Origin of the sequence: Rouxiella sp. Mn2063, from assembly GCF_049319665.1 — a bacterium.
Taxonomy (GTDB): Bacteria; Pseudomonadota; Gammaproteobacteria; order Enterobacterales; family Enterobacteriaceae; genus JBMOUD01.
Genome location: NZ_JBMOUD010000001.1, coordinates 448,419 through 473,169 on the forward strand (window position 1 = coordinate 448,419; position 24,751 = coordinate 473,169).

The window sequence follows — 24,751 nt, forward strand, 5'->3', positions numbered from 1 at the left end:
AGGTGAATAGGCAGGCAATAGTCTGGTTTCAAGCGTTTTGAGGGATCTTAAACGTCAGACGTGCTGGCGTAATATCCTGTAATTGAGTCTCCGTCACGCCACCAAACATTTCAGTGACAACCAAGCCGTTGGGCGTGACATCCATTACCGCCAAATCACTGTATATGCGTTTAACACAGCGCAAACCGGTCAGCGGATAGGTGCATTTTTTGACGACTTTGCACTCCCCAGTTTTTGTCATATGGCTCATCATCACATAGACCTGACGTGCACCAACTGCTAAGTCCATTGCACCACCGACAGCAGGTGTGGAACCTGCAACCCCTGTGCTCCAATTGGCTAAATCTCCTTGCTCCGATACCTGATAAGCTCCCAAAACACAGAGATCTAAATAGCTGCCGCGCATCATGGCAAAGGAATCACCGCTATGAAAATAGCAGCCACCTTTAAGCAGTGTGACCGGTTGTTTACCCGCGCTAATCAAGTCTGGATCTTCTTGTCCGGGCAGAGGTGTGGGGCCCATGCCGAGTAAACCGTTTTCGCTATGCAGCAAAATTTCTTTATCTTCAGGCAAATAATTAACAATTTTGGTGGGTACCCCGATGCCCAAATTAACGTAGGCACCTTCTGGAATATCTTGGGCGATTCTCTGCGCGAGTTGTTCATAAGTAAGCGGTGTATAAGTCAGTTTTTCCATGATAAAAGACCTCAAACTGTCGTTGCTGGTGGGGTATGAGCGGGAAGGGGGACGATGCACTGGACAAAAATACCGGGGGTAATGATATTTTCAGGATCGATATCGCCAAGACCGACTAAGTGCGTAACTTCAGCAATGGTATAAGTGGCTGCCATCGCCATAATTGGGCAAAAATTTCGTCCGGCTTTGCTGTAACTGAGATTCCCCCAACGATCGCCACAGTGTCCATGAATCAAGGCAACATCGGCTTTTAGTGGCAGTTCAAAAACATAATTAACACCGTTAATACATCGCGATTCTTTGTCTTTAGTCAGATCGGTGCCGTAGCCCACGGGCGTATAAATCCCGCCGAGTCCTTCACCTGCTGCCTGAATGCGAGCGGCAAGGTTGCCTTGTGGCACCAGCTCAAGCTCAATTTTTCCATCGCGATAGAGTTCATTGAATATCACCGAATCAGATGAGCGTGGGTAACTGCAAATCATCTTGCGAACTAAACCGGCATGTAATAATGCGGAAATACCAATTTCACGGGTGCCAGCATTATTACTTATCAAGGTAAGATCCTTGGCTCGGCGTCGGGCGAGGGCGGCTAGCAACTCGAAAGGCGCGCCCGCAGGCCCAAATCCCCCGATCATAATTGTTGAGCCATCGGCAATCTCCGCCACAGCGTCTTCCACTGTGGCAACGCTTTTATCAATCATGGTTTCTCCTTATCCATTCATCTGTCGAGCCATACCGGCTGCAATACGACGCCGGGTTGAGGCAACGTGCTCAGGTAAATTAGGCGTGTGGAAAAGTCATAACAAGGGCGAAGGTTGCGTATTTGTATGTTTTTAGCTCGTATTGTTGTTTATTTGTTCGTTTTGTGAGGCGAGTAGAGAAACGACATAATAGGAGGGATTGATGAGCATGGACGCGGAAATGTCGCATGTATTGTTTAGGATGGCACAAGGAAAGGGGCAGTATTAACCACAGTGAGCGGCCACAAAGTTAATGATACAGAATCATTGCTGTATAAGCGCCAGCACATGGCTGGCGCTACTGTTCTCTGAAGTATCGCCGTATTAAAGCGCGTTTTTAACTGCTGCTTCGCAATTGTGGGTAACGGCGGAAAATAAAGATACACCATACAAGCGCCAGGCAACCTATTGCACCACCCGCATAGCCTACGTTAGCGACGTGCAGATGCAAACTGACCTGGTTGCCAATCAACGCCCCGGCACCGATACCGATATTGAAGATGCCAGAGAAAAGTGAAGTGGCAACATCGGTAGCATCAGATGCCAGCGCGAGTACACGAATTTGCAATAATAAAACGATCATCATCATCGCCATGCCCCATATCACGCATAGCGCTGAAACCCACTCTGGGCTTGGGGCGGCAAGGAACAGCAGCATCATACAAATACTGATCAATCCGATTGCGGCAATCAGCAAACCGGCAGGATAGCGATGATTAAGCAGACTAAATAGCGTGCTGCCTATAATGCCTGCCGCACCAAAGATCAGTAAAAGGAAGGTAGTGAAATTCTCGCCCATATGCGCAACATTTTGCATAAACGGCTCAATATAACTGTAGGCCGTATAGTTAGCGGTTACGGTACAGGCAGTCAAAATATAGAGCGAAACTAAGGCCGGGCGGCGGAACAATACTGGGACACTGCTAAGTGAACCGGAGTGTTCACTGGGTAATTTCGGCAGGAGTTTCATCAGGCAAACCATGGTGATGATTGCCCCTATGGCGATGATCAGAAATGTCATACGCCAGCCCATATATTGACCGATAATACGCCCAAGCGGTAAGCCTAATACCATCGCCAGCGAAGTACCTGTTGCCAGCATACTCAATGCCTGTGTTTTCTTACCCGCGGGGGCCACTCGGATAGCCAATGACGCGGTGATTGACCAAAATACGGCATGCGCCAGCGCGATACCAATACGCGAGGCAATCAGGCTACTAAAGTTCCACGAGAAAACGGACAATATATGGCTGGCGATAAACAGGACAAATAGTCCGGTAAGCAGACGTTTACGCTCAATCTTGCGCGTAAGCAGCATCATCGGTAGTGACATCAATGCCACCACCCAAGCATAAATCGTTAACATCCAACCGACTTGCACCGTCTGCATTGAGAAACTCTCTGCAATATCAGAAAGCAAACCGACGGGAACAAACTCAGTGGTATTAAAGATAAAGGCGGCGACCGCCAGAATAACGACGCGCAGCCAAGCTGTTTGGCGTGGAACGGTTTCTGATTGCATGGGCATGAGAGCTTCACTGAACAATAAAAGGTAAAAAAACGCCCTGCGATAGGGAGAATTAGCCGCGCATATTCTGTTTTATTTATCTCCCAATAGAAATCAAAATTTGAAAGACGTCGCATTTTCCTTCTTTTGAGCAATATAAAACCCATAAGCTAGTTACAGTATATTTACAAAATGACACATTTACTGAGGGCAAATACCCCTGAAGAGTGAAGGGGACATGCTAAGATCTAGGAATATTCTTTCCACTAAGAAGAAAGAATTTCTTTATACATACCGTCTGACGGTTACTCACTTTTCATACAATGTGATTTTTACTTAATTATGCCATCAAACAATACTGGAAATTCGCGCAGAGACTTCTTACTGAAGACTATTGCGTTAGCCCCTGCTGTCGCTATAAATGGTACCGGTTTCATTGCGATGACGTCACCTGCAATGGCCAGTGATACTCAGCCTGATTCAGCGGCAACGTCAACTAAACCGGGCGATGTATCGGCAAAGGCACCACACTACACCCCGACAAAATTCACGACTGAAGAATATGTCTTTATCCAGGCAGCCGTTGCTCGTTTGATCCCGGCAGACGAACGCGGTCCTGGAGCGTTAGAAGCAGGTGTCCCTGAATTTATCGACAGGCAGATGAACACGCCTTATGCCACCGGTGCCAATTGGTACATGCAAGGGCCGTTTCACCCAGATGCTGAGCATGATCTGGGCTACCAACTGCCATTGGGACCCTTGGCTATCTATCAACTAGGTATTGCGGATGCGAATGCTTATGCTAAAGCGCAACATGGCAAAGTATTCAGTGAGTTAACGGTTGAGCAACAAGAAGAATTGCTGATGCAATTTGAGAGCGGTAAAGCCGCTTTTAGCCAGGTACCAAGCAAAGTCTTTTTCTCTTTCCTGCTGCAAAACACCCGCGAAGGTTTCTTTAGCGATCCTATCCATGGCGGCAACCACCAAATGGTTGGCTGGAAACTGATTGGTTTCCCCGGCGCGCGCGCTGATTTTATGGATTGGGTAGACCGTGGTGAACGTTATCCGTTCCCTCCGGTGTCGATTAGCGGAGAAAGAGCGTAATTATGTCAAATGTAATGAAAAAAGTAGATGCCGTGATTGTTGGTTTTGGCTGGGCGGGTTCTATCATGGCGAAAGAGTTGACGGAAGCGGGGCTAAATGTGGTCGCTTTAGAGCGTGGCCCGGCACGCGATACTTATCCTGATGGCTCTTATCCGCAAGTTGTCGATGAATTGACCTACAATATTCGCAAGAAATTGTTTCAAGATTTGTCAAAAAGTACGGTGACTATTCGCCACAATGCTGCGCAGACCGCTATGCCTTATCGCCAGCTTGCTGCGTTTCTTCCTGGAACCGGTACCGGTGGTGCTGGTTTGCACTGGTCAGGCGTGCATTTTCGGGTCGACCCGATCGAATTACGCATGCGTAGCCACTATGAAGAGCGCTACGGCAAGCATTTTATTCCTGAAGGCATGACTATTCAGGACTTTGGCGTTACCTACGATGAATTGGAGCCTTTCTTTGATAAAGCAGAGAAAGTCTTTGGTACCTCGGGTGCGCCTTGGACAATCAAGGGCAAAGTGGTTGGACAGGGTAAAGGCGGGAATCCATTTGCTGCTGACCGTTCAGATGCATTTCCACTGCCGCCACAAAAGCGAACTTATTCAGCTCAGCTGTTTGCTAAAGCGGCAGAATCGATTGGCTACCATCCTTATGATTTGCCGTCAGCAAATACCTCTGGCCCTTACACTAACCCGTATGGTGCACAAATGGGGCCGTGTAATTTCTGCGGCTATTGCAGCGGCTATGCTTGTTACATGTACGCGAAGGCCTCGCCGAATGTGAATATTCTGCCGTCATTGCGCCAGGAGTCGGGCTTTGAATTGCGTAACAATGCCTATGTATTACGGGTAAATTTAACTGACGATAAGAAACGTGCAACAGGCGTCACTTATGTTGATTCTCTGGGGCGCGAAATTGAACAGCCAGCCGATTTGGTTATTCTCTCTGCCTTCCAGTTCCATAATGTGCATTTAATGTTGCTCTCTGGTATCGGTAAACCTTACGACCCTGTCAGTAATGAAGGCGTGGTGGGACGTAACTTTGCCTATCAAAACCTCACCACAATTAAAACCTTCTTTGATAAGGATGTGTTCACCAATACCTTTATCGGTGCTGGTGGCGCTGGGGTTGGTGTGGATGATTTCAACGCTGATAACTTTGACCATGCGAAATATGGTTTTGTTGGCGGCTCACCATTCTGGGTTAACCAGGCCGGGGCCAAGCCAATTTCTGGATTACCGACCCCTCCAGGTACGCCAAACTGGGGCAGCAAATGGAAGGCTGCAGTTGCCGATGCTTATACCCATAACGTGTCGATGGATGCACACGGCGCACATCAATCCTATCGCGCTAACTATCTTGATTTAGATCCAACCTATAAAAATGCCTACGGCCAGCCTTTGTTGCGAATGACGTTTGACTGGCAGGATAACGATAGAAAAATGTCGCAGTTTATGTTCGACAAGATGCATAAAATTGCTGAGGCGATGAATCCAAAATTGATTACTGGCTCACCAAAAACGGCCGATACGCATTTTGACTCCACTGTCTATCAAACCACGCATATGAACGGCGGGGCGATTATGGGAGAAGATCCGAAAACCAGCGCGATTAACCGCTATTTGCAAAGCTGGGATGTGCATAACGTGTTTGTACCTGGCGCCTCTGCGTTCCCACAAGGGTTGGGTTATAACCCAACGGGTACCGTTGCGGCGTTAACATATTGGGCTGCGAAAGCTATTCGCGAGACCTATCTTAAAAACCCAGGTCCGTTGGTGCAGGCGTAAGGAAGATAGCGATGAAAAAGATAATTTCGGCTTTATTCCTAAGCTCGGTGGCTTTCTCTGCGTTGGCTGATGATAACGCTGGGGCGGACTTGATCAAACGTGGTGAGTATTTGGCAAAGGCCGGGGATTGCGTTGCTTGTCACACCAGTAAAGATGGCAAACCTTTTGCCGGTGGGTTGGGGATGGCGACACCAATCGGGATGATTTATTCCACCAATATCACTCCAGATAAACAAACAGGGATTGGTGATTACTCCTTGCAGGAGTTCTCTGATGCGGTGCGTAAAGGCGTGGCGAAAAACGGACAGACGCTCTATCCAGCAATGCCTTATCCATCCTATGCGGTAATCAATGATAGTGATATTGCTGCACTTTATGCTTATTTCATGCATGGCGTACAACCAGTTGAACAAGCAAATAAAGACAGCGATATTCCGTGGCCACTGTCTATGCGTTGGCCGTTATCTATTTGGCGTGGGATGTTTGCGCCAGATGTGAAGTCGTTTAATGCTGCGCAAGGAGAAGATCCTACCCTGGCACGTGGCCGTTATTTGGTTGAAGGTTTAGGCCACTGCGGGGCATGTCACACGCCACGTAGCATTACTATGCAGGAAAAAGCGCTCAACAATGACCAAGGCAAGCTTTATCTATCTGGTAGCGGTGCGCCTGTTGACGGGTGGATTGCCAGTAATCTGCGCGGTGATGATCAAGATGGTTTAGGACGCTGGAGCGAAGATGATCTGGTGCAGTTCCTGCGCACCGGGCGTAATAACCACACCGCGGTATTTGGTGGGATGACCGACGTGGTGAAACATAGCCTACAGTATCTGACGAATGATGATGCCACGGCGATTGCCAAGTATTTGAAGTCGCTGGATGCAGTAAACCCAGATAAACCGGCTTTCAAACCTGATAACAGCGTGGCGCAAGCGCTGTGGAAAGGGGATGACAGCAAAACGGGAGCGTCTGTGTATGTTGATAGCTGCGCGGCCTGCCATAAAACTGATGGCAGTGGATATCAGCGCTTCTTCCCAGCACTAAAAGGGAACCCGGTCGTATTATCAAAAGACCCAACGTCGCTGATTCATATTGTATTAACTGGGGCAACGCTGCCGGGTGTCAATGGCGCGCCGTCAACCATTACTATGCCGTCGTTCGGCTGGCGTTTGAACGATCAGCAGGTAGCGGATGTCGTGAACTTTATACGTACCAGCTGGGGAAACAGCGCGCAAGATGCGGTGACCGCTAAGGATGTTGAGAAGATACGAAACGATAAAAATATCGTGATCGATAAGAAACAACTGGGTAACGCTAATATTGACCTATTGTTGCCAACAAATTAGTTAGAAATTAACTAATTGCCTTTTCAAAGCCAATAAATAAAAGGGATTGTTCTGCACGGACAGTCCCTTTTTTATGCGGCCTCTCGCCTAGCAATAGCAATAGCAATAGCAATAGCAATAGCAATAGCAATAGCAATAGCAATAGCAATAGCAATAGCAATAGCAATGATCTCAGTATCGCATAGATGATGCGTGATGTTATATTATAACAATAAATATTTCGTTTACATCGCCTATCAAATAAAGAGGTCCCACGATGAGGAAAGTACCGTTAACCCTGCTTAATGGTTTTTTGGGAGCAGGGAAAACCACGCTGCTAAAAAGCCTGATTGTGGCGTTGCGCAAACAACAAATAAAACTGGCCGTCATTGTGAATGATATGAGCGAGTTGGATGTTGATGGTGTTTTAATTGCTAATACGGAATTGGTGGGAAAGGCACAACTTAATTTCGTCACCATCTCGGCGACCACTATCAGCAGTGAGTCGGGGATCAAACAATTAGATGCTGCCATTGATAAGCTATTACACGACTATCAGCCCGACCTGATATTGCTGGAAACTTCTGGCAGCAGCCACCCATTGCCGCTTTTGCGTTATTTTCGTGAACACACTCAGGTCACGCTGAAAGGTTTTTTAACTTTGGTTGATGCGATGATGCTGCGTGAGGATTTCGACTGTGGTGAGAAATTGCTCTCGCAGTTTCAAGCAAACCTTCAGGCCGGGGTTCGTGGCATGGAAAATCTATTGGTTGAGCAGATTATGCTGTCCAGCCAGGTTCTATTGACGAAATCTGACCGGCTGACTGTCGAACATATCCAAAAAATTGGCCGTATACTCCATCCGCTTAATCCTTATATCGATATTCTTGCCACACAGTGGGGCAGGTTGGATGCCGGGCATGTTCTTAATCTGCCAGATTATAATTTTCAGTTGGTTAAACAGCTGATGGCGGAATTGGAGGACGTGATGGCAGTAGAGCCTGTAACCATTGATAAACCTGCTTATTTTGATTTACAAACTCGCGTAATTGATGAGCGGCGACCTTTTCATCCGCAACGATTATGGGATACCTACCAGCAGCATTTAGGAGGAGGGATTCATCGCAGTAAAGGCTTTTTCTGGTTACCTAGCCGGGATGACCTGGCGTTACTGTGGAATCAGGCAGCAGGAAGTATCAGTTTGGAATTCATTAGTTACTGGAAAGCCGGTGTATTGAACCATGAAGATAATGGATTAAGTCGCGAAGAGCGTCAGCAATTAATGAAGCAGTTGGACGGTCAATGTAGCAAATTCGGCGATCGTCACTGCAAATTGACAGTTATTGGCCAAGTCCCCGAGCTGGATCACTTTGTTGCGGCCCTCAAACGTTGTTTCTGTACTGATGCTGAGATTCTTCACTGGCAGAATGGGGGATATTTCGATGATCCTTGGCCTAAGCATGTGGTGAGGATTACGTCGGAATAATTTATTAATCGAGCTTATAGAGATAATCGGGGGCTTCTGCTTTGTGGGTGAGCCAGAAAATACTGGTTAATTCAATTTGCCTAAAGCAGATGATTAGAAGATATAGGCGAATATTTGCCATTCAATAACATTAAGTAACTGCCTGTTTTAGAAATGAATACATAATTTTTGTCTAAAAAACGCTTTTTTTTACTTTTTTCTTACAAAATGTTTTTGCGTAATTACATGATAATAGGTTGGTTTTTCGTAAAATCCTTTAAATCATTATGTGTATTAAAGTGATCGCAATCACAATAATAAATCATGTTTTTTTTGCCACAAGAGTTCATAAAAGGTAGCATCCATCGCCGTTACTGATGGTCACAAGCTTCAGATTAAAAAAAATACAGTGGCAAAAAGCCACGTCTGCCTACCCATGTTGCAATGGTTTGCCGGGTGGAGCAGGTGATGAAAATAAGCACTTTGGAGAACAGGTTAGCTATGAAGCTACACAAAAAAACTGCGGAAGAAAAACAAGCAGCGAAAAGACGTTGGCTAGATTCACATGAAGATGGTTATCACAAAGGCATGGGGGGCCGGCAAGTACAGATGATAGCTATCGGTGGCGCAATCGGTACCGGTCTGTTTTTAGGGGCGGGTGCACGTCTGCAAATGGCAGGTCCCGCTCTTGCTTTGGTCTATCTGGTGTGTGGTATTTTTTCCTTCTTTATTCTGCGTGCGATGGGAGAACTTGTTCTCCACCGTCCAACCAGCGGTAGCTTCGTTTCCTATGCTCGCGAATTCCTCGGCGAAAAAGCGTCTTACGTAGCAGGCTGGATGTACTTCCTTAACTGGGCAACGACCGGTATTGTCGATATCACCGCTGTCGCGTTGTATATGCACTATTGGGGAACCTTCGGTGATGTGCCGCAATGGGTCTTTGCTTTAGCTGCGTTAGCTATTGTCGCCACTATGAATATGATCGGCGTGAAATGGTTCGCTGAAATGGAGTTCTGGTTTGCGTTGATTAAAGTTGCTGCTATTGCCATGTTCTTGATTGTTGGTACTATTTTCCTTGGTACTGGCAAGCCATTAGACGGTAATAGCACTGGCTGGCATTTGATCACTGATAACGGGGGCATCTTCCCACACGGGATATTACCAGCCTTGGTATTAGTCCAAGGGGTAGTGTTTGCCTTTGCTGCGATCGAGTTAGTTGGTACCGCAGCAGGCGAAACTAAAGACCCGGAAAAGGTGCTGCCAAAGGCTATCAATAGCGTGATTTGGCGTATTGCCCTGTTCTATGTCGGCTCTATCATCCTGTTGGTATGTCTATTGCCTTGGAATGCTTATCAAGCCGGCCAGAGTCCGTTTGTAACCTTCTTTAGTAAGCTGGGTGTGCCTTATATCGGTACTATCATGAATATCGTGGTATTAACCGCAGCCTTGTCGAGCCTGAACTCCGGCTTGTACTCGACTGGACGTATTTTACGTTCTCTGTCGATGGGCGGTTCTGCACCAAAATTCATGTCGAAGATGAATGCGCAACAGGTACCTTATGCCGGTATCCTGGTGACCGTTGGTATTTACGTGATTGGCGTGGTACTCAACTACTACATCCCATCACAAGTATTTGAAATTGTTTTGAATATTGCTTCTTTAGGCATTCTTTGCTCTTGGGCGACCATTGTGATTTGCCAGATGCGTCTCCGCGTTGCCATCAAGCAAGGTAAAGCCAAGGAAGTCTCTTTCAAGATGCCTGGCGCACCTTTCACCTCATGGTTGACCTTGCTCTTCCTGGCCGCCGTTCTGGTATTGATGGCGTTCGACTATCCTAACGGGACTTATACTGTCGCAACGATTCCATTGCTGATGGTACTGTTGACGTTGGGTTGGTTTGGTTTGCGTAAACGCGCCAAAGAAGTGCATGAAGAAAAACTGGCGCATGAAGAAAACTTTAAGGCTGAATAGCCTGAAGATATGAGCGTTTCAGTAAAAAAAAGGGGCCTCAGGCCCCTTTTTTACATCATAGATAGGTAACGTATTATGTACTTTAAGGTTTTTCGCCCATCTTGAAGCTGAAGTTACCGATATTCTTAATGCCACCCGTCACTACGTCACCCGGTTTAATTTCACCGACGCCTGCTGGCGTGCCGGTGTAAATCAGATCGCCTGGTTGCAGTTCAACCGCGTGAGACAGGTAGCTAATCACCTCGGGTACTGACCAGATTTGCTCACTTAAATGGCCGTGCTGACGCTCTTCGCCGTTCACACTTAGCGAAATAATACCTTTTACCGGATGGCCGACCTGACTTACTGGCAATAGTGGATTGGTCGGTGCTGAGGCATCAAAACCTTTAGACAAATCCCACGGACGGCCGGCTTTTTTAGCTTGAGCTTGCATGTCACGACGAGTCAAATCGACCCCAACGGTATAGCCCCAAACGTGTTCTAGCGCGTTTTCTACCGCGATGTTTTTCCCACCAACACCGATTGCGACGACCAGTTCAACTTCATGATGTAAGTCTGATGTCAGCGTTGGATAAGGCACTTCACCAGAAGCCGGAACCACTGCATCTGCTGGTTTAGAAAAGAAAAACGGCGGCTCGCGATCTGGATCATGGCCCATTTCGCGGGCGTGTTCAGAATAGTTGCGGCCAACGCAATAAACACGACGCAGAGGGAAACGAGCTTCTTGACCTTCAACGGCTAATGAAGGTGTGGCTGCCGGGGTAATAACATATTCGGTCATGATTGAATCCTTAGTTGCCTGATGTAGATAAATACAAACTCAGTTTGTCATATTGAGAAAGATTATCATTGGACAGAACCATGGTTTTTTTGGACAAAACCCGCTAATCGTTGGAACACATGTCCATCTCACCAAGAAAGGCATTGGCCAATAGTGGCCTATGCTTTAAAAGGCGGCGTAAGAGACTGGCGGCGGAATTGCCCTGGCGGCATACCATGTGCCTGGCGAAAACGCCGGGAGAAATAGGCCTCGTCGAGATAGCCGCAATCACGGGCAATATTGCAAATTGACTCGCTGCTATTGAGTAAACGGGTTCTGGCTAATTCCATTCTTTGCTCTAACACTAGTTCAGAGAACGTTTTGCCAATATTTTTCCGCAGTAGGTGGCTTAAGTAATTTGCAGAAAGAAAGGCAGCGGAGGCGGCATCGGTCAAATTAAGTTCTGGATTAGCAATCTGTTGGCGCACATATTTAATAGTGCGCTGCAACGCGGCTTGCTGACCACGCTTTTCAGCTTTGCTGGCAACCATCTGCTGCAACGTTTGTTGATATCGTTGGCAAACCAGTCCTAAAAATTGCAATAGATAACCCCGCAACAGCAAGTCTGAACCAAACTCACGATTGCGATCACATTGGTGCATGCTTATCAGTAATTGTTCCGCTTGCGCGAAGTCCTCCTCTGTCAGCACAAAATCAATAAACTCCTGAAAGCGGAATAGTGCCAGTTCAGGCGCATCACTAAGCGGGATGTCATCGAGATCTAATGCATCATGGGGCAAATGGCGCAGTAAAAAACGGGTGGTAAAGTTTATTACCATAAAACGTCCGTCAGCCGGGTGCGGGATGAAATGCAATCGATGTGGCTGAATAAATCCGACGGTATGACGAACAAAGGGGCGCACGGCACCGCCGATGTGATGCACCGTATCGCCACCAAAATTAAATTGGATTTGGAAATAGTCGTGGCGGTGCGGTTGCATTAACGCTGGGCGTTCAGATTGATCGCGAATATAGAAATCAGGGCGATCGCTGCGTTGATGCATACCGTAAGTTAGATTGGCTGAACTCTTCGGCATAATGGCGTGCCTGTATAAGTCTGGGGGCGAGCTTATATTGTTCCAAAGCGAGCGGGAGAAGACCAGAGTTTTATATTGATGGATATTAATGATAAATCAATGGTCGTCAGTAAATCCCGACGACCAGATATGACTTATTTATGGTAACGCGGTGCAGCATGTTCTCTTCTGAATTCGGGATGCATTGCTTTACGGGCAATTTCGTAATCAAGCCAATACTTTTCATCTTGTAGAGGAGGAATGGTCACCAGCTCTTTTTTGTCGAAGGCGACAAGCGCGGCATCAACCAATTCATCAACTTCCATTATGCCTTTCAACTGATTGACATCACGGCCGCTGCGCTGCCAGATCTCAGTTCTGGTGACTGCCGGTAAGACGGCTTGTACGTATAAACCACGCGGACCTAATTCAATCTGCAATGACTGAGAGAGCGTCAGAACAAAGGATTTGGTAGCTGGATAGATGGCTGAGCCCAATTCAGGGGCCAGTCCGAGAACTGATGCAATATTAATAATCGCACCGTGCGGGTGGTTGAGTAATCCTGGTGCGGCTGCGCGAGCTAAGCGGGTCAGCGCAGTAATATTAAGACGAATTAACTGGTCGAGCGCGTCAACATCGTTATCAAGCATTCCTCCTGGCAGCGTAGCGCCAGCATTGTTCACTAAAAGAGACAGCTGTGGGGTTGCTTCGATAAAAGCTTCAATCCGACGTAAGTCATCTAGGTTTGCTAAGTCAGCTGGTAGGATTGAGATGGTGACATCGGTTTCTTTGCGAAGTGTTACGGCGAGTGCCTCCATACGTACACGATCGCGGGCAACCAATACTAAATCATAGCCACGTTTTGCCAAGCGTTCAGCATAGGTGGCACCTATACCACTAGAGGCACCGGTAATCAGGGCTAGAGGGGCGGTGTGATGGGCTGATGTTGTCATGTAGTTTATCCTTTTCCAAAATATTGATGAAGCAGATCATGTGGTTTCATTATTAAACTAGATGATTTTAATCACGAGTGGTTTTATAATGCAACTAGATTATTAACCCTGCGCATAAAATGAAAAAATGAACGACTTTATTGCGTGGCGAGAGCGAGGTTTAAAAATGAAGCGTACAAGTTTTGGCGACAGTATCTGCCCGGTGGCAAGATCGCTGGATTTGATCGGTGATTGGTGGACTTTGCTGATTGTCCGTGACGCTGCAAGAGGGATAAAGCGTTTTAGTGAATTCCAGCGTAGCTTAGGGGCAGCGAAAAATATTCTTAGCGTGCGGCTAAAAGCATTGGTGGCTGAGGATATCTTACAAGTTGCTCCCGCTTCAGATGGCTCGGCCTATCAAGAGTACGTACTGACGCAAAAAGGGCGGGATTTACAAACTGTGCTGGTGGCACTTAATCAGTGGGGTGAGCGTTACCTGTTTGCTGAAGGAGAGTTTTGTAGCCAACTGGTAGACAAGCAGGATAAAAAACCCTTACAACGGCTGCAGATCCATGCTGAAGATGGCAGAGTGCTATCTGCTCAAGATATTGTACTAAATAGTGACAATGATGCTGTGGCTTGATAGCAGACAAAAAAGCCGGCGAGATAATCTCACCGGCTTTTAGTTACTATGCTGTTAGGCGTATTACTTAACCTGCATGCCAGGCTGTGCACCACTATCCGGGCTGAGCAAGAAAATCTCTTTTCCGCCAGGGCCAGCAGCCATGACCATACCTTCTGACACGCCAAAGCGCATTTTACGCGGCGCCAGATTCGCCACCATAATGGTCAGTCGGCCTTCCAGCGCTTTCGGGTCTGGATACGCAGAGCGGATACCAGAGAAAATCTGACGGGTTTCGCCGCCTAAATCCAATTGCAGACGCAATAATTTATCCGAACCTTCAACGAAGTCTGCTTGCTGAATAAGCGCAATGCGCATATCGACTTTGGCAAAATCATCAAAACTAATGGTGTCCTGAATCGGCGCATCGGCTAAGGGGCCGGTGACGACTTTGGCAGCGGCAATATCTTCTTTCGATGCATCTGTCATGGCGGTGACTTTATCCATTTCAATACGGTTAAATAGCGCCTTAAATGGATTGACCTGATGGCTTACCAGCGGTTGTGCGATAGCATCCCATTCCAGAGTGGAATTAAGGAAGGCCTCCGCGCGTTCGGTCAGGGAAGGCAATACCGGTTTTAGGTAGGTCATTAATACGCGGAACAGGTTAATACCCATTGAGCAGATAGCCTGCAGGTCAGCATCGCGGCCTTCCTGTTTTGCCACTACCCAAGGTGCCTGCTCGTCGACGTAACGGTTGGCAATATCGGCCAGCGCCATAATCTCACGAATAGCGCGGCTGGATTCGCGGCTGTTGTACGCCTCTGCGATGCTTACTGCGGCATCGGTAAAGGTTTTATACAGGTTTTCATCCGCTAATTTGTCAGACAGTTGTCCATCAAAACGCTTATTGATGAAACCGGCGTTACGCGAAGCGAGGTTGACCACCTTGTTAACGATATCGGCGTTGACGCGCTGCACGAAATCTTCAAGGTTCAGGTCGATATCATCAATGCGCGATGAAAGTTTTGCTGCATAGTAATAACGCAGACAATCGGCATCAAGATGGTTCAAATAGGTGCTGGCTTTAATAAAGGTGCCGCGTGATTTTGACATCTTGGCACCGTTGACGGTGACATAGCCATGCACGAACAGATTGGTTGGCTTGCGGAAACCGCTGCCTTCGAGCATTGCAGGCCAGAACAGGCTGTGGAAATAGACAATATCTTTACCGATAAAATGATACAGCTCGGCGTCAGAGTCTTTTTTCCAGTAATCATCGAAATCGAGGCCCGGCGTGCGATCGCACAGATTCTTGAATGAGCCCATATAACCGATGGGTGCATCTAACCACACATAGAAGAATTTTCCTGGCGCATCTGGGATCTCAAAGCCAAAGTAAGGCGCATCACGGCTGATGTCCCACTGCTGTAGGCCAGATTCGAACCACTCTTGCATCTTGTTAGCAACCTGCTCTTGCAGGGCGCCAGAGCGGGTCCATGCTTGCAGCATCGCGCTGAATTCTGGCAGGTCGAAGAAGTAATGCTCGGAATCACGCAATTCTGGGGTTGCACCAGATACTACAGATTTCGGGTCGATCAATTCAGTTGGGCTGTAGGTTGAACCACAAACTTCACAGTTATCGCCATACTGGTCGGCCGCTTTACATTTCGGGCAGGTGCCTTTCACGAAGCGGTCAGGCAAGAACATGCCTTTCTCCGGATCGTAAAGCTGCGAAATAGTACGGTTTTTAATAAAGCCGTTTTCTTTCAGCCGAGAATAGATAAGATTCGACAATTCACGGTTTTCATCGCTATGCGTTGAATGGTAGTTATCATAACTGATACCGAAACCAGCGAAGTCTTGCTGATGCTCTTGACTCATTTCTGCGATCATTTGCTCAGGTTCAATGCCTAATTGCTGAGCTTTCAGCATAATTGGCGTACCGTGAGCATCATCAGCACAGATGAAGTGGATTTGATTGCCGCGCATTCGCTGGTAACGAACCCAGATATCTGCCTGGATGTGCTCGAGCATATGTCCGAGGTGGATAGAACCATTAGCGTACGGTAGTGCGCACGTTACCAAAATTTTTTTCGCGACTTGATCCATAGTAAGAGCTTGCTTTCTTTAGTTGAAATCAGGGGCATTGATGTTACCGAAAGCGCAGCCCTACGTAAACCGTGGGGCTCTATAAACAGCAGAGACAACATAAACAAAGAGAAGACTCTGTCTACCTTCTGTTATGCTAGCGTCATCATAATTCTATAAATAACATGTATTGCAAGGAGCCGGGATGACATCTCAATCCCCTGAACATAGCACCTCCGCAGGTCTGCTTGGCCTGGTTAACGGTGTTATTGCCGCTTTCACCCATTCCAGCCTACAAAAAGATTTAGTGTCGTTGAAAGCAGTACATCATTGCGCTGTACTTGATAACGTTTTACATATTGATTTGACGCTGCCTTTTGCCTGGCAGAACGGCTTTGATGCATTGAAAGATGAAACAACTTCTGCATTGTTAAAAGCGACTGGAGCAGGTGCTGTGCAGTGGCGTTTGACTCATAACATCGCGACTCTGCGTCGCGCCAATGATAAACCGGGTATCAAAGGCGTAAAAAATATTATTGCCGTGAGTTCCGGTAAGGGCGGGGTAGGTAAATCCACAACGGCAGTTAATCTGGCGTTAGCATTAGCGGCAGAGGGCGGCAAAGTTGGTATTTTGGACGCCGATATTTACGGGCCATCGATCCCTAACATGTTGGGAACGGAAGATGAACGGCCCACTTCCCCGGATGGTGAACACATGTCACCCATCAGCGCTTATGGCTTAGCAACTAACTCCATTGGCTACCTGGTTACCGATGAAAATGCCATGGTGTGGCGAGGGCCGATGGCCAGCAAGGCTTTGATGCAGATGCTGCAGGATACGCTGTGGCCGGATCTCGACTATTTGGTGCTCGATATGCCACCGGGTACTGGCGATATCCAATTGACATTGGCGCAGAATATTCCGGTAACCGCTGCACTGGTGGTCACAACGCCGCAAGATATCGCGTTGTTGGATGCGATGAAAGGCATCGTGATGTTCGAAAAGGTTCATGTGCCTGTATTGGGCATCATCGAAAATATGAGTATGCATATTTGTAGCCAATGCGGCCATCATGAGCCGATATTTGGGACGGGCGGTGCGCAAAAATTAGCGGAAAAATACCGCTGTGAGCTATTAGCGCAAATGCCGCTGCATATCAGCCTGCGTGAAGATTTGGATCGTGGTGAACCAACGGTTATTGCGAACCCGGAAAGTGAGTTTACTTCTATTTATCGGCAGTTGGCTGCACGAGTGGCCTCACAACTCTATTGGCGGAGTGACTCAATCCCGACCGAGATCGCTTTTAGAGCAGTTTAACACCTATACTGACGCATTAATTAACGATGCTAGCCTATTAGCGCGGTTAACGCTGGCATCGTTAACATGTTGTACCTATAATTAGCGCGTTCTAAGTGGCTGTGGCCACTAGCCTTTCAAACTTCCAAACCAGGTCTTTAAATTTTATGACTGACAAGCTCCATCAGTGTGTCATCGTGGGTATCGCTGGCGCATCTGCCTCTGGTAAAAGCCTTATCGCTAGCACGTTATACCGCGAATTACGCGATCAGGTTGGCGACGAACATATCGGCGTCATACCAGAAGACTGCTACTATAAAGACCAGAGTCACCTGACCATGGAGGAGCGGGTTAAAACCAATTATGACCATCCCAGCGCCATGGATCACCACCTGCTGCTACAACATTTGCAGTCGCTAAAGGCAGGCAAGGCAATTGAGTTGCCGAGCTATAGCTTTATCGAACATACGCGACTGAATGAAACCGTTACATTAGCACCAAAGAAAGTCATCATTTTGGAAGGTATTCTGTTACTGACTGATGCACAACTGCGTCAGGAAATGAATTTTTCCATTTTCGTTGATACGCCGCTGGATATCTGTCTTATGCGCCGCATGAAACGCGATGTCAACGAGCGTGGACGTTCAATGGATTCGGTGATGGTGCAGTATCAAAAAACGGTTCGTCCGATGTTTTTACAATTTATTGAACCGTCTAAACAATATGCCGATATTATCGTGCCTCGGGGCGGTAAGAATCGGATAGCCATTGATATTCTCAAAGCGAAGATCAGCCAGTTCTTTGAATAATTACGACAATATTAATCAACACGGGCCTGTCTTAACGAAAGAGTGTTTTAGCGCACATTTGTTGCAGCACCAAACATGACATGCCCGCGTTAAATGGAGAATGACAGGATGAGACTGTGTGATCGCGATATCGAAGCCTGGTTGGATTGTGGCAAGTTAAGCATTGTGCCACGCCCACCAGTCGAGAGAATTAATGGTGCGACGGTTGATGTTCGCTTAGGTAATGGTTTTCGCGTTTTTCTTGGGCATAACGCGGGCTTTATCGATTTAAGCGGTCCAAAACATGAAGTGGGTGCGGCACTAGACCGTGTAATGAGCGACGAAATTGTTCTGCCGGAAGGCGAGGCATTTTTCCTTCATCCTGGTGAATTAGCGTTAGCGGTAACGTACGAAACTGTCACATTGCCAGATGATTTAGTAGGCTGGTTAGATGGCCGTTCTTCATTAGCAAGGTTGGGATTGATGGTGCATGTCACTGCGCATCGTATCGATCCTGGCTGGCAGGGGAGAATTGTTCTAGAGTTCTATAATTCGGGCAAGTTACCTCTTGCCTTGCGTCCTGGCATGTTAATCGGCGCATTGAGTTTTGAACCGCTTTCAGGGCCAGCAGCTCGGCCTTATAACCGTCGGGAAGACGCTAAATATCGTGATCAGCAAAGTGCTGTCGCCAGCCGTATTGATAAGGACGATTAATCGCTGGAAAGCAGGACAATGTGCTATTGATGTTATATTAACGAGCACAGCTGAGTCCAACAGGTTTAAGAGGATGGCATGAGAAGACTACTTACCACGCTGGTTATTTTACTGGTGGTTGTGATTGCAGGGATGACCTCGCTGGTATTTCTGATTAACCCTAATGATTTTCGTGATTATATGGTTAATCGGGTAGAGCAAAAGAGTGGGTATAAACTCTCCATCGACGGCGACCTTCGTTGGCACGTATTTCCAAAGCTAAGCATCATTGCCGGCCAGATGTCATTAACGGCACCAGGCGCTAAAATTCCCGTAGTGAGTGCGGAAAATATGCGCCTCGATGTTAAACTCTGGCCGCTATTATCACATCAGTTAGTCGTTAGCGAAGTCCTGCTCAAACGTGCTGTGGTTAGTCTCACGCCAGAGAGTGATGCCAGCGAGCCAGATGCACCGATTGCGCCAAAATCACGTGGCAGCTATACACAAACCAACGAGATCGACTCTGGTTGGAAGTTTGATATTGGTCAATTGAACATTTCTGATGGTTTGTTGATTTGGCAACGAGGTGATAGCGACCAAATTAACGTCCGTGATATCAATCTGGAAATGGATCAAAAAACCAATCGTCAGGCTACATTAAAGCTTTCTAGCCGTATCAACCGCGATCAACGAGACCTCGTTTCCCAACTCAGTGCGACTCTTGATTTACAAGACTACCCAAATAAATTCAAAGCAAATATTACTCAATTTGACTACCAACTTAGCGGTGTAGGCCTGCCTGATGCCGGAATCAAAGGCACAGGTTCAATGTTGGCTAGTTATCAGGATGATCAAGATAAAGTTATACTGAGCCAGTTAGCGCTAAACGCCAACAATAATCAATTTTCTGGTACTGCGTCAGCCGTACTTAGCGATGTGCCGGATTATCAATTAAATCTGCAGTTTTCCAACCTTAATCTTGATGGGTTAACTGGATGGCAAGCTCGTAATGTCGATGACACCAATCTGCAGCAAACATCAGCTGTAACTTCTGCACCAGTGATTGCACGAGATATTAAGGCTGGTCAAGAAGGATTGGGAGGACTCAATGACTTCAACGCAAAACTGACGATAAAAGCCGATAATTTCATTTATCGAGGTCTGCAAGTTAAAGACTTAGATGTTGATGCCGATAATCGCCAAGGTAATGTAACGCTGCAAACCTTGACTGGAAAGTTAGGCAGTGGCGATTTTTCTATCCCTGGTAATCTGGATGTGACGGGAGATAGCGTATTAGTTTCACTACAACCTACGTTGAACAATATCGACTTCGTTCAGTTACTACGGGCTTATAACTTGCCTGAGGCTATAAGCGGCAATTTGACGATGCAAGGTGATTTGAAAGGGCAGGGAATTACTGCTGATGATTTCAATCATCGTTGGCAGGGAAATAGCACATTATCTGTCACTAACGCACATTTGAACGGGCTGAATATTCAGCAGTTGATTCAACAAGCCGTATCTCGGAGTAATAACCGTGTCCAGGGAATGGAGCGCTACGAATCTTATACACAGATCAATAAGTTACAAGCTAATGCCACATTGCAAAGTGGTACGCTAAAGTTGTCCAAGATGTCTGGAGAATCGGCATTCCTGAATGTTAAAGGAGAAGGTTCGGTTGATTTTTCCGCACAGCAGTGTGATTTGATGCTACAGACGAAAATCACTGGTGGCTGGGGAGGCGACAGCGATCTGATTAAACGATTGCAAAGTACCGATATTCCACTGCGTGTTTACGGGCCTTGGAAACAACTTAACTACCAGCTTAGAGTCGATGACGTGTTACGCGACCAGCTAAAGCAAGATGCAAAAAGTGCTATTCAGAACTGGATCGATAAGAACCAAAGTGCTAAAGATAAGCAAAGTCTGGAATCTATAGATAAAAAACTTTGATAGTTGCTGAGTATTATATGCTAATTGCTTTTGAAGTAGCCAAAATCAAGGAGGAGTCTTAAATTTTCCGCTGATGCTCGCGGCGTTATATGAGATACTGTTATCATTAAGTGCTAATGGCAAATCCTATTGAGTTTTAACAAATAGTATTAAATGCAACGGGTTGCAATTAGGGTGTTTGTTTTTGATCTTTTAAAGGCTCAAGTCGTTTTATACTTTTGCCACAGTGATTCAAATAGTTGCTATAGCATAACGATTATTTGAGTTGTAAAAATATTGGTGCCAAGGAGTATCTTTTATAATGTTGAAAGCTGTCATTCCTGTTGCTGGTCTGGGAACACGTATGTTGCCTGCAACCAAAGCCATCCCGAAAGAAATGCTGCCTATTGTTGATAAGCCGCTAATTCAATATATCGTTAACGAATGTGCGGCTGCGGGGATCAAAGAAATCATTTTGGTGACCCATTCATCTAAAAATGCTATCGAAAACCACTTTGATACTTCTTTCGAATTGGAAAGCATGCTGGAAACTCGCGTTAAGCGTCAATTGTTGGATGAAGTACAGTCTATTTGCCCGAAAGGCGTAACTATTATGAATGTCCGCCAGGGGCAATCTAAAGGTTTGGGGCATGCTGTTCTCTGCGCTCGTCCATTGATCGGTGATTCACCTTTTGCCGTAATCCTGCCAGACGTGCTGATGGATGATGTTTCTTGTGATTTACAAAAAGATAACCTTGCCGCTATGCTTAGTCGTTTCCATGAAACGGGTAACAGCCAGGTTATGGTTGAAGAAGTGCCTGAAGAAGATGTCTCTAAATACGGCGTGGTTGACTGTAACGGTGTAGAAGGTGAGCCAGGCAAAAGTATTGCGATGAAAGCTATCGTTGAAAAGCCGGAACGTGAAGAAGCACCTTCAAACCTAGCCGTTGTTGGACGTTATGTCTTCTCTGAAGATATCTGGCCACTGCTAGCAGTAACACCTTACGGTGCGGGTAACGAAATTCAGTTGACAGATGCAATTGCTTTGTTGATGAAGAAGAAAACGGTAGAAGCTTTCACCATGACCGGTCGCTCACACGACTGTGGTGATAAATTAGGCTATATGAAAGCTTTTGTTGAGTACGGTATTCGTCATCCAGTACAGGGCGAAGCCTTCTCTGAATGGTTAAAAGACTTTTCGTCAGAAAATAAGTAAAAGATAAACCATTTTTTCAAATGAAAGTTTGTAAAATTCAGTATGTTAGCTGAATTAAATCAATAAAGCCGTATTTCTTGAAATACGGCTTTATAACAGGTAGTAGATGTGTTAGCGCGTTTCAGCTAACAGCTGTGCTAAATATGCGCCGTATACTGTTTTCGCCATCAACTTGGCTTGTTCTGCAACCTGCTCTTTACTGAGCCATCCTTTTCTAAAGGCAATTTCCTCGAGACATGCAACTTTGAAGCCCTGGCGTTTTTCAATTGTGTGGATAAATTGAGAGGCTTCAATAAGACTGTCATGAGTACCTGTATCGAGCCAAGCAAATCCTCTGCCTAATAATTCAACCTTTAAATCCCCTTTCTCTAAATACATTTCATTTAAAGTCGTGATTTCTAATTCACCACGATGTGAAGGTTGAACCTGTTTAGCCATTTCTACAACGTTATTATCGTAAAAATAAAGACCAGTAACAGCCCAATGCGATTTAGGTTTTAAAGGTTTCTCTTCTATAGACAATGCATTGAAATCTTTATCAAACTCAACGACGCCAAAACGTTCTGGATCGGTTACCTGATAACCAAATACCGTAGCGCCAGTCTCCCGCTGAGAAACAATCTCAAGTTGTTTACCAAAACTTTGACCAAAATAGATATTATCGCCTAAAACAAGAGCACATCGGTCTCCTGCAATAAACTCTTCACCGATTATAAAGGCCTGCGCTAATCCATCGGGGGAAGGTTGGATGGCATATTGTAGATTCACACCAAATTGAGAACCATCTCCGAGCAGTCTCTTAAAAGAAGGCATATCATCTGGTGTTGAAATGATTAATATATCGCGAATTCCAGCCAACATAAGGACTGAGATAGGATAGTAAATCATTGGCTTGTCATAAATAGGCAATAACTGTTTGGAAACGCCTTGAGTAATAGGGTATAAACGAGTACCCGAACCACCTGCTAAAACAATACCCTTCACTTAATCTTCTCCTGATTTGATGATGTCGTCAGTCCCAAGCGCTCACCAGCATATGAACCATCGAGAACTCTGCGCCACCATTTTTCGTTCTGTAAATACCACTCAACAGTTTTGCGAATGCCAGTTTCGAAAGTTTCTTGTGGTTTCCAACCTAATTCATTAGCAATTTTACTGGCGTCAATTGCATAACGCATATCATGTCCAGGCCTATCTTTTACATAGGTTATTAAGTCTTCAAATTTGTTAATATTATTTGGTTTATTAACAATCATCTCGTCGAGCAACGAACAAATTGTTTTGACGACATCTATATTTTTACGTTCGTTATGACCGCCAATATTGTAGGTTTCACCAATTTTTCCTTCGGTAACGACTTTATAAAGAGCGCTTGCGTGATCTTCAACATAGAGCCAATCCCGTATTTGGGCACCATCGCCATAAACTGGTAATGGCTTACCTGAAATGGCATTCAAAATGATCAAAGGAATAAGCTTCTCTGGAAAATGGAATGGCCCATAATTATTGGAGCAATTAGTAATGATAGTCGGCAGGCCGTATGTCCGATTCCATGCCCTAACTAAATGATCGCTTGCTGCTTTCGAAGCCGAGTATGGGCTACTAGGAGCGTAAGGAGTTGTTTCTGTGAATAAATCATCCGTTCCGTGCAAATCGCCATAGACTTCATCAGTTGAAATATGATGAAAACGAAAATGCTGTTGTGTATCTTCATCTAATGTAAGCCAATATTGGCGAGCAGCTTCTAGAAGTGTATAGGTGCCCACAATATTGGTTTCAATAAAAGCTGATGGTCCATCAATAGAGCGATCTACGTGACTCTCGGCCGCTAAATGCATAACAAGATCAGGCTTAAAATCTGCAAAGATTCGATCTAATTCCGGCCGATCGCATATATCGACCTTTGCAAACTGATAACGTTCGTTACTATTAACCGAGTTAAGAGACTCAAGGTTGCCTGCATAAGTGAGACTGTCTACTACTAAAACAGCATCGCGCGTGTTTTCGATTATGTGACGAACAACGGCAGAACCTATGAAACCTGCTCCACCAGTAATCAAAATTTTCATATTTATTCACTCATTTACGATCTTAAAAATACAGAATGACTGCTAACAATCACACACAAAGATCAAGGCTTTATGGGGCTGCATTAGATACAATTTTAAGCAAGCATGAGCAACCATGCTGGAATATAGCCAAACGGAGTCTCACTCAATTGACAAATAGGACTGTGGTCTGAACATTAGTAGCTTCACTACTATAATACCTAATAAATCTTGTGATTATGAGAGTTATCTAGCTTTGAATAATCAGTATGGTCATTCTGTGTTCATTTTGTAAGTATTCTGCATTAGTGCGACATTCAGATTGTAGGGACTATTCTGGATATTGAGATTGCAAGTGATATGCACCTTGATGTTCTCGAGTATTTTTATAAAAAACAACTAATTACTTAGCTAGAATGTTGATGCGCGTTGGTATGCCAAATATGTAAATACGCATCTATCGATGATGCTCCTAAGAACGTTAGCGCTCTAACGTTGACGAACAGATTGTAAAATAATTTTTTATCTAAACATTCGAAGTAAAGGTCTTAGTTCATTGTATAGCAGATACACAGATTGACCATGTACGCTATGCTACCATGACTCGGCAGGCGTTGCTTGGATGTGATTAAATAGGATTAACAATATTACTTGAGAATTTATAGGAAGCGTGTATTCCGATGAGTATTTTCAGGATGCTATA

At 45.8% G+C, this 24,751-nt stretch carries 20 protein-coding genes; 11 read left to right on the forward strand and 9 right to left on the reverse strand.

The features are described 5' to 3' along the window. Nucleotides 1–28: 28 nt before the first annotated feature. From ACL9RG_RS01895 to ACL9RG_RS01905, 3 genes are all read right to left on the reverse strand, one after another. Nucleotides 29–697, reverse strand: a complete 669-nt coding sequence (locus ACL9RG_RS01895; RefSeq protein ID WP_422790861.1) for a 3-oxoacid CoA-transferase subunit B — start codon at nt 695–697, stop codon at nt 29–31. 11 nt (nt 698–708) lie between these two features. After that, on the reverse strand, nt 709–1,398 hold the full coding sequence (locus ACL9RG_RS01900) for a 3-oxoacid CoA-transferase subunit A (RefSeq protein ID WP_422790862.1): 690 nt from the start codon (nt 1,396–1,398) through the stop codon (nt 709–711). A gap of 376 nt (nt 1,399–1,774) precedes the next feature. Continuing rightward, nucleotides 1,775–2,959: a sugar transporter gene (locus ACL9RG_RS01905; protein WP_422791166.1), complete on the reverse strand. Its 1,185-nt coding sequence runs from the start codon at nt 2,957–2,959 to the stop codon at nt 1,775–1,777. A 327-nt stretch (nt 2,960–3,286) separates the two neighbouring features. Between ACL9RG_RS01905 and ACL9RG_RS01910 the strand changes: the two genes are divergently transcribed. From ACL9RG_RS01910 to ansP, 5 genes are all read left to right on the forward strand, one after another. Next, entirely contained in the window at nt 3,287–4,048 is a 762-nt protein-coding gene (locus ACL9RG_RS01910; RefSeq protein WP_422790863.1) for a gluconate 2-dehydrogenase subunit 3 family protein, read from the forward strand. 2 nt (nt 4,049–4,050) lie between these two features. Then, a complete protein-coding gene (locus tag ACL9RG_RS01915; protein WP_422790864.1) occupies nt 4,051–5,835 on the forward strand; it encodes a GMC family oxidoreductase in 1,785 nt (594 codons plus the stop codon). Between the two features lie 11 nt (nt 5,836–5,846). After that, a complete protein-coding gene (locus ACL9RG_RS01920; protein WP_422790865.1) occupies nt 5,847–7,178 on the forward strand; it encodes a c-type cytochrome in 1,332 nt (443 codons plus the stop codon). Between the two features lie 256 nt (nt 7,179–7,434). After that, a complete protein-coding gene (locus ACL9RG_RS01925; protein ID WP_422790867.1) occupies nt 7,435–8,643 on the forward strand; it encodes a CobW family GTP-binding protein in 1,209 nt (402 codons plus the stop codon). A gap of 480 nt (nt 8,644–9,123) precedes the next feature. Further along, nucleotides 9,124–10,593, forward strand: coding sequence for an L-asparagine permease (ansP, locus tag ACL9RG_RS01930; protein ID WP_422791167.1), 1,470 nt, complete (start codon nt 9,124–9,126; stop codon nt 10,591–10,593). An 82-nt stretch (nt 10,594–10,675) separates the two neighbouring features. Here ansP and ACL9RG_RS01935 read toward each other — a convergent pair whose 3' ends face one another. The 3 genes from ACL9RG_RS01935 to ACL9RG_RS01945 form a co-directional block, all read right to left on the reverse strand. Further along, on the reverse strand, nt 10,676–11,374 hold the full coding sequence (locus ACL9RG_RS01935; protein ID WP_422790868.1) for a fumarylacetoacetate hydrolase family protein: 699 nt from the start codon (nt 11,372–11,374) through the stop codon (nt 10,676–10,678). A gap of 158 nt (nt 11,375–11,532) precedes the next feature. Then, a complete protein-coding gene (locus ACL9RG_RS01940; protein ID WP_422790869.1) occupies nt 11,533–12,450 on the reverse strand; it encodes a helix-turn-helix transcriptional regulator in 918 nt (305 codons plus the stop codon). A gap of 134 nt (nt 12,451–12,584) precedes the next feature. Further along, a complete protein-coding gene (locus tag ACL9RG_RS01945; RefSeq protein WP_422790870.1) occupies nt 12,585–13,382 on the reverse strand; it encodes an SDR family NAD(P)-dependent oxidoreductase in 798 nt (265 codons plus the stop codon). Nucleotides 13,383–13,548: 166 nt separating this feature from the next. Between ACL9RG_RS01945 and ACL9RG_RS01950 the strand changes: the two genes are divergently transcribed. Further along, on the forward strand, nt 13,549–14,004 hold the full coding sequence (locus ACL9RG_RS01950) for a winged helix-turn-helix transcriptional regulator (protein WP_422790871.1): 456 nt from the start codon (nt 13,549–13,551) through the stop codon (nt 14,002–14,004). Nucleotides 14,005–14,067: 63 nt separating this feature from the next. On the opposite strand, the gene metG is transcribed toward ACL9RG_RS01950, so the two are convergent. Next, a complete protein-coding gene (metG, locus tag ACL9RG_RS01955; protein ID WP_422790872.1) occupies nt 14,068–16,095 on the reverse strand; it encodes a methionine--tRNA ligase in 2,028 nt (675 codons plus the stop codon). A 184-nt stretch (nt 16,096–16,279) separates the two neighbouring features. Here metG and apbC point away from each other — a divergent pair, with 184 nt between their 5' ends. The 5 genes from apbC to galU all read left to right on the forward strand — a co-directional run bounded on the left by apbC (nt 16,280) and on the right by galU (nt 22,000). Then, complete coding sequence (apbC, locus tag ACL9RG_RS01960; RefSeq protein WP_422790874.1) at nt 16,280–17,392, forward strand: iron-sulfur cluster carrier protein ApbC; 1,113 nt, start codon at nt 16,280–16,282, stop codon at nt 17,390–17,392. A 146-nt stretch (nt 17,393–17,538) separates the two neighbouring features. After that, nucleotides 17,539–18,180 (forward strand): uridine kinase, encoded by a 642-nt coding sequence (gene udk, locus ACL9RG_RS01965; protein WP_422790875.1) that lies wholly within the window; start codon nt 17,539–17,541, stop codon nt 18,178–18,180. Nucleotides 18,181–18,288: 108 nt separating this feature from the next. Then, nucleotides 18,289–18,873, forward strand: a complete 585-nt coding sequence (dcd, locus tag ACL9RG_RS01970) for a dCTP deaminase (protein WP_422790877.1) — start codon at nt 18,289–18,291, stop codon at nt 18,871–18,873. Nucleotides 18,874–18,951: 78 nt separating this feature from the next. Further along, nucleotides 18,952–20,805 carry an outer membrane assembly protein AsmA gene (gene asmA / locus ACL9RG_RS01975; RefSeq protein ID WP_422790878.1) on the forward strand — a complete coding sequence of 618 codons (1,854 nt, stop codon included), beginning with the start codon at nt 18,952–18,954 and terminating at the stop codon, nt 20,803–20,805. A 301-nt stretch (nt 20,806–21,106) separates the two neighbouring features. Next, a complete protein-coding gene (galU, locus tag ACL9RG_RS01980; protein WP_422790879.1) occupies nt 21,107–22,000 on the forward strand; it encodes a UTP--glucose-1-phosphate uridylyltransferase GalU in 894 nt (297 codons plus the stop codon). Nucleotides 22,001–22,111: 111 nt separating this feature from the next. Here galU and rfbA read toward each other — a convergent pair whose 3' ends face one another. Beyond that, on the reverse strand, nt 22,112–22,984 hold the full coding sequence (gene rfbA, locus ACL9RG_RS01985) for a glucose-1-phosphate thymidylyltransferase RfbA (RefSeq protein ID WP_422790880.1): 873 nt from the start codon (nt 22,982–22,984) through the stop codon (nt 22,112–22,114). Beyond that, on the reverse strand, nt 22,981–24,069 hold the full coding sequence (gene rfbB, locus ACL9RG_RS01990; RefSeq protein ID WP_422790881.1) for a dTDP-glucose 4,6-dehydratase: 1,089 nt from the start codon (nt 24,067–24,069) through the stop codon (nt 22,981–22,983). The genes rfbA and rfbB overlap by 4 nt, the downstream gene beginning before the upstream one ends. Nucleotides 24,070–24,751: the final 682 nt, after the last annotated feature.

What these genes read in the sequence shown, in the direction of transcription:
- ACL9RG_RS01895 (WP_422790861.1), bottom strand. Translation starts at nt 697, where the DNA reads ATGGAAAAACTGACTTATACACCGCTTACTTATGAACAACTCGCGCAG.
- ACL9RG_RS01900 (WP_422790862.1), bottom strand. Translation starts at nt 1,398, where the DNA reads ATGATTGATAAAAGCGTTGCCACAGTGGAAGACGCTGTGGCGGAGATT.
- ACL9RG_RS01905 (WP_422791166.1), bottom strand. Translation starts at nt 2,959, where the DNA reads ATGCAATCAGAAACCGTTCCACGCCAAACAGCTTGGCTGCGCGTCGTT.
- ACL9RG_RS01910 (WP_422790863.1), top strand. Translation starts at nt 3,287, where the DNA reads ATGCCATCAAACAATACTGGAAATTCGCGCAGAGACTTCTTACTGAAG.
- ACL9RG_RS01915 (WP_422790864.1), top strand. Translation starts at nt 4,051, where the DNA reads ATGTCAAATGTAATGAAAAAAGTAGATGCCGTGATTGTTGGTTTTGGC.
- ACL9RG_RS01920 (WP_422790865.1), top strand. Translation starts at nt 5,847, where the DNA reads ATGAAAAAGATAATTTCGGCTTTATTCCTAAGCTCGGTGGCTTTCTCT.
- ACL9RG_RS01925 (WP_422790867.1), top strand. Translation starts at nt 7,435, where the DNA reads ATGAGGAAAGTACCGTTAACCCTGCTTAATGGTTTTTTGGGAGCAGGG.
- ansP (WP_422791167.1), top strand. Translation starts at nt 9,124, where the DNA reads ATGAAGCTACACAAAAAAACTGCGGAAGAAAAACAAGCAGCGAAAAGA.
- ACL9RG_RS01935 (WP_422790868.1), bottom strand. Translation starts at nt 11,374, where the DNA reads ATGACCGAATATGTTATTACCCCGGCAGCCACACCTTCATTAGCCGTT.
- ACL9RG_RS01940 (WP_422790869.1), bottom strand. Translation starts at nt 12,450, where the DNA reads ATGCCGAAGAGTTCAGCCAATCTAACTTACGGTATGCATCAACGCAGC.
- ACL9RG_RS01945 (WP_422790870.1), bottom strand. Translation starts at nt 13,382, where the DNA reads ATGACAACATCAGCCCATCACACCGCCCCTCTAGCCCTGATTACCGGT.
- ACL9RG_RS01950 (WP_422790871.1), top strand. Translation starts at nt 13,549, where the DNA reads ATGAAGCGTACAAGTTTTGGCGACAGTATCTGCCCGGTGGCAAGATCG.
- metG (WP_422790872.1), bottom strand. Translation starts at nt 16,095, where the DNA reads ATGGATCAAGTCGCGAAAAAAATTTTGGTAACGTGCGCACTACCGTAC.
- apbC (WP_422790874.1), top strand. Translation starts at nt 16,280, where the DNA reads ATGACATCTCAATCCCCTGAACATAGCACCTCCGCAGGTCTGCTTGGC.
- udk (WP_422790875.1), top strand. Translation starts at nt 17,539, where the DNA reads ATGACTGACAAGCTCCATCAGTGTGTCATCGTGGGTATCGCTGGCGCA.
- dcd (WP_422790877.1), top strand. Translation starts at nt 18,289, where the DNA reads ATGAGACTGTGTGATCGCGATATCGAAGCCTGGTTGGATTGTGGCAAG.
- asmA (WP_422790878.1), top strand. Translation starts at nt 18,952, where the DNA reads ATGAGAAGACTACTTACCACGCTGGTTATTTTACTGGTGGTTGTGATT.
- galU (WP_422790879.1), top strand. Translation starts at nt 21,107, where the DNA reads ATGTTGAAAGCTGTCATTCCTGTTGCTGGTCTGGGAACACGTATGTTG.
- rfbB (WP_422790881.1), bottom strand. Translation starts at nt 24,069, where the DNA reads ATGAAAATTTTGATTACTGGTGGAGCAGGTTTCATAGGTTCTGCCGTT.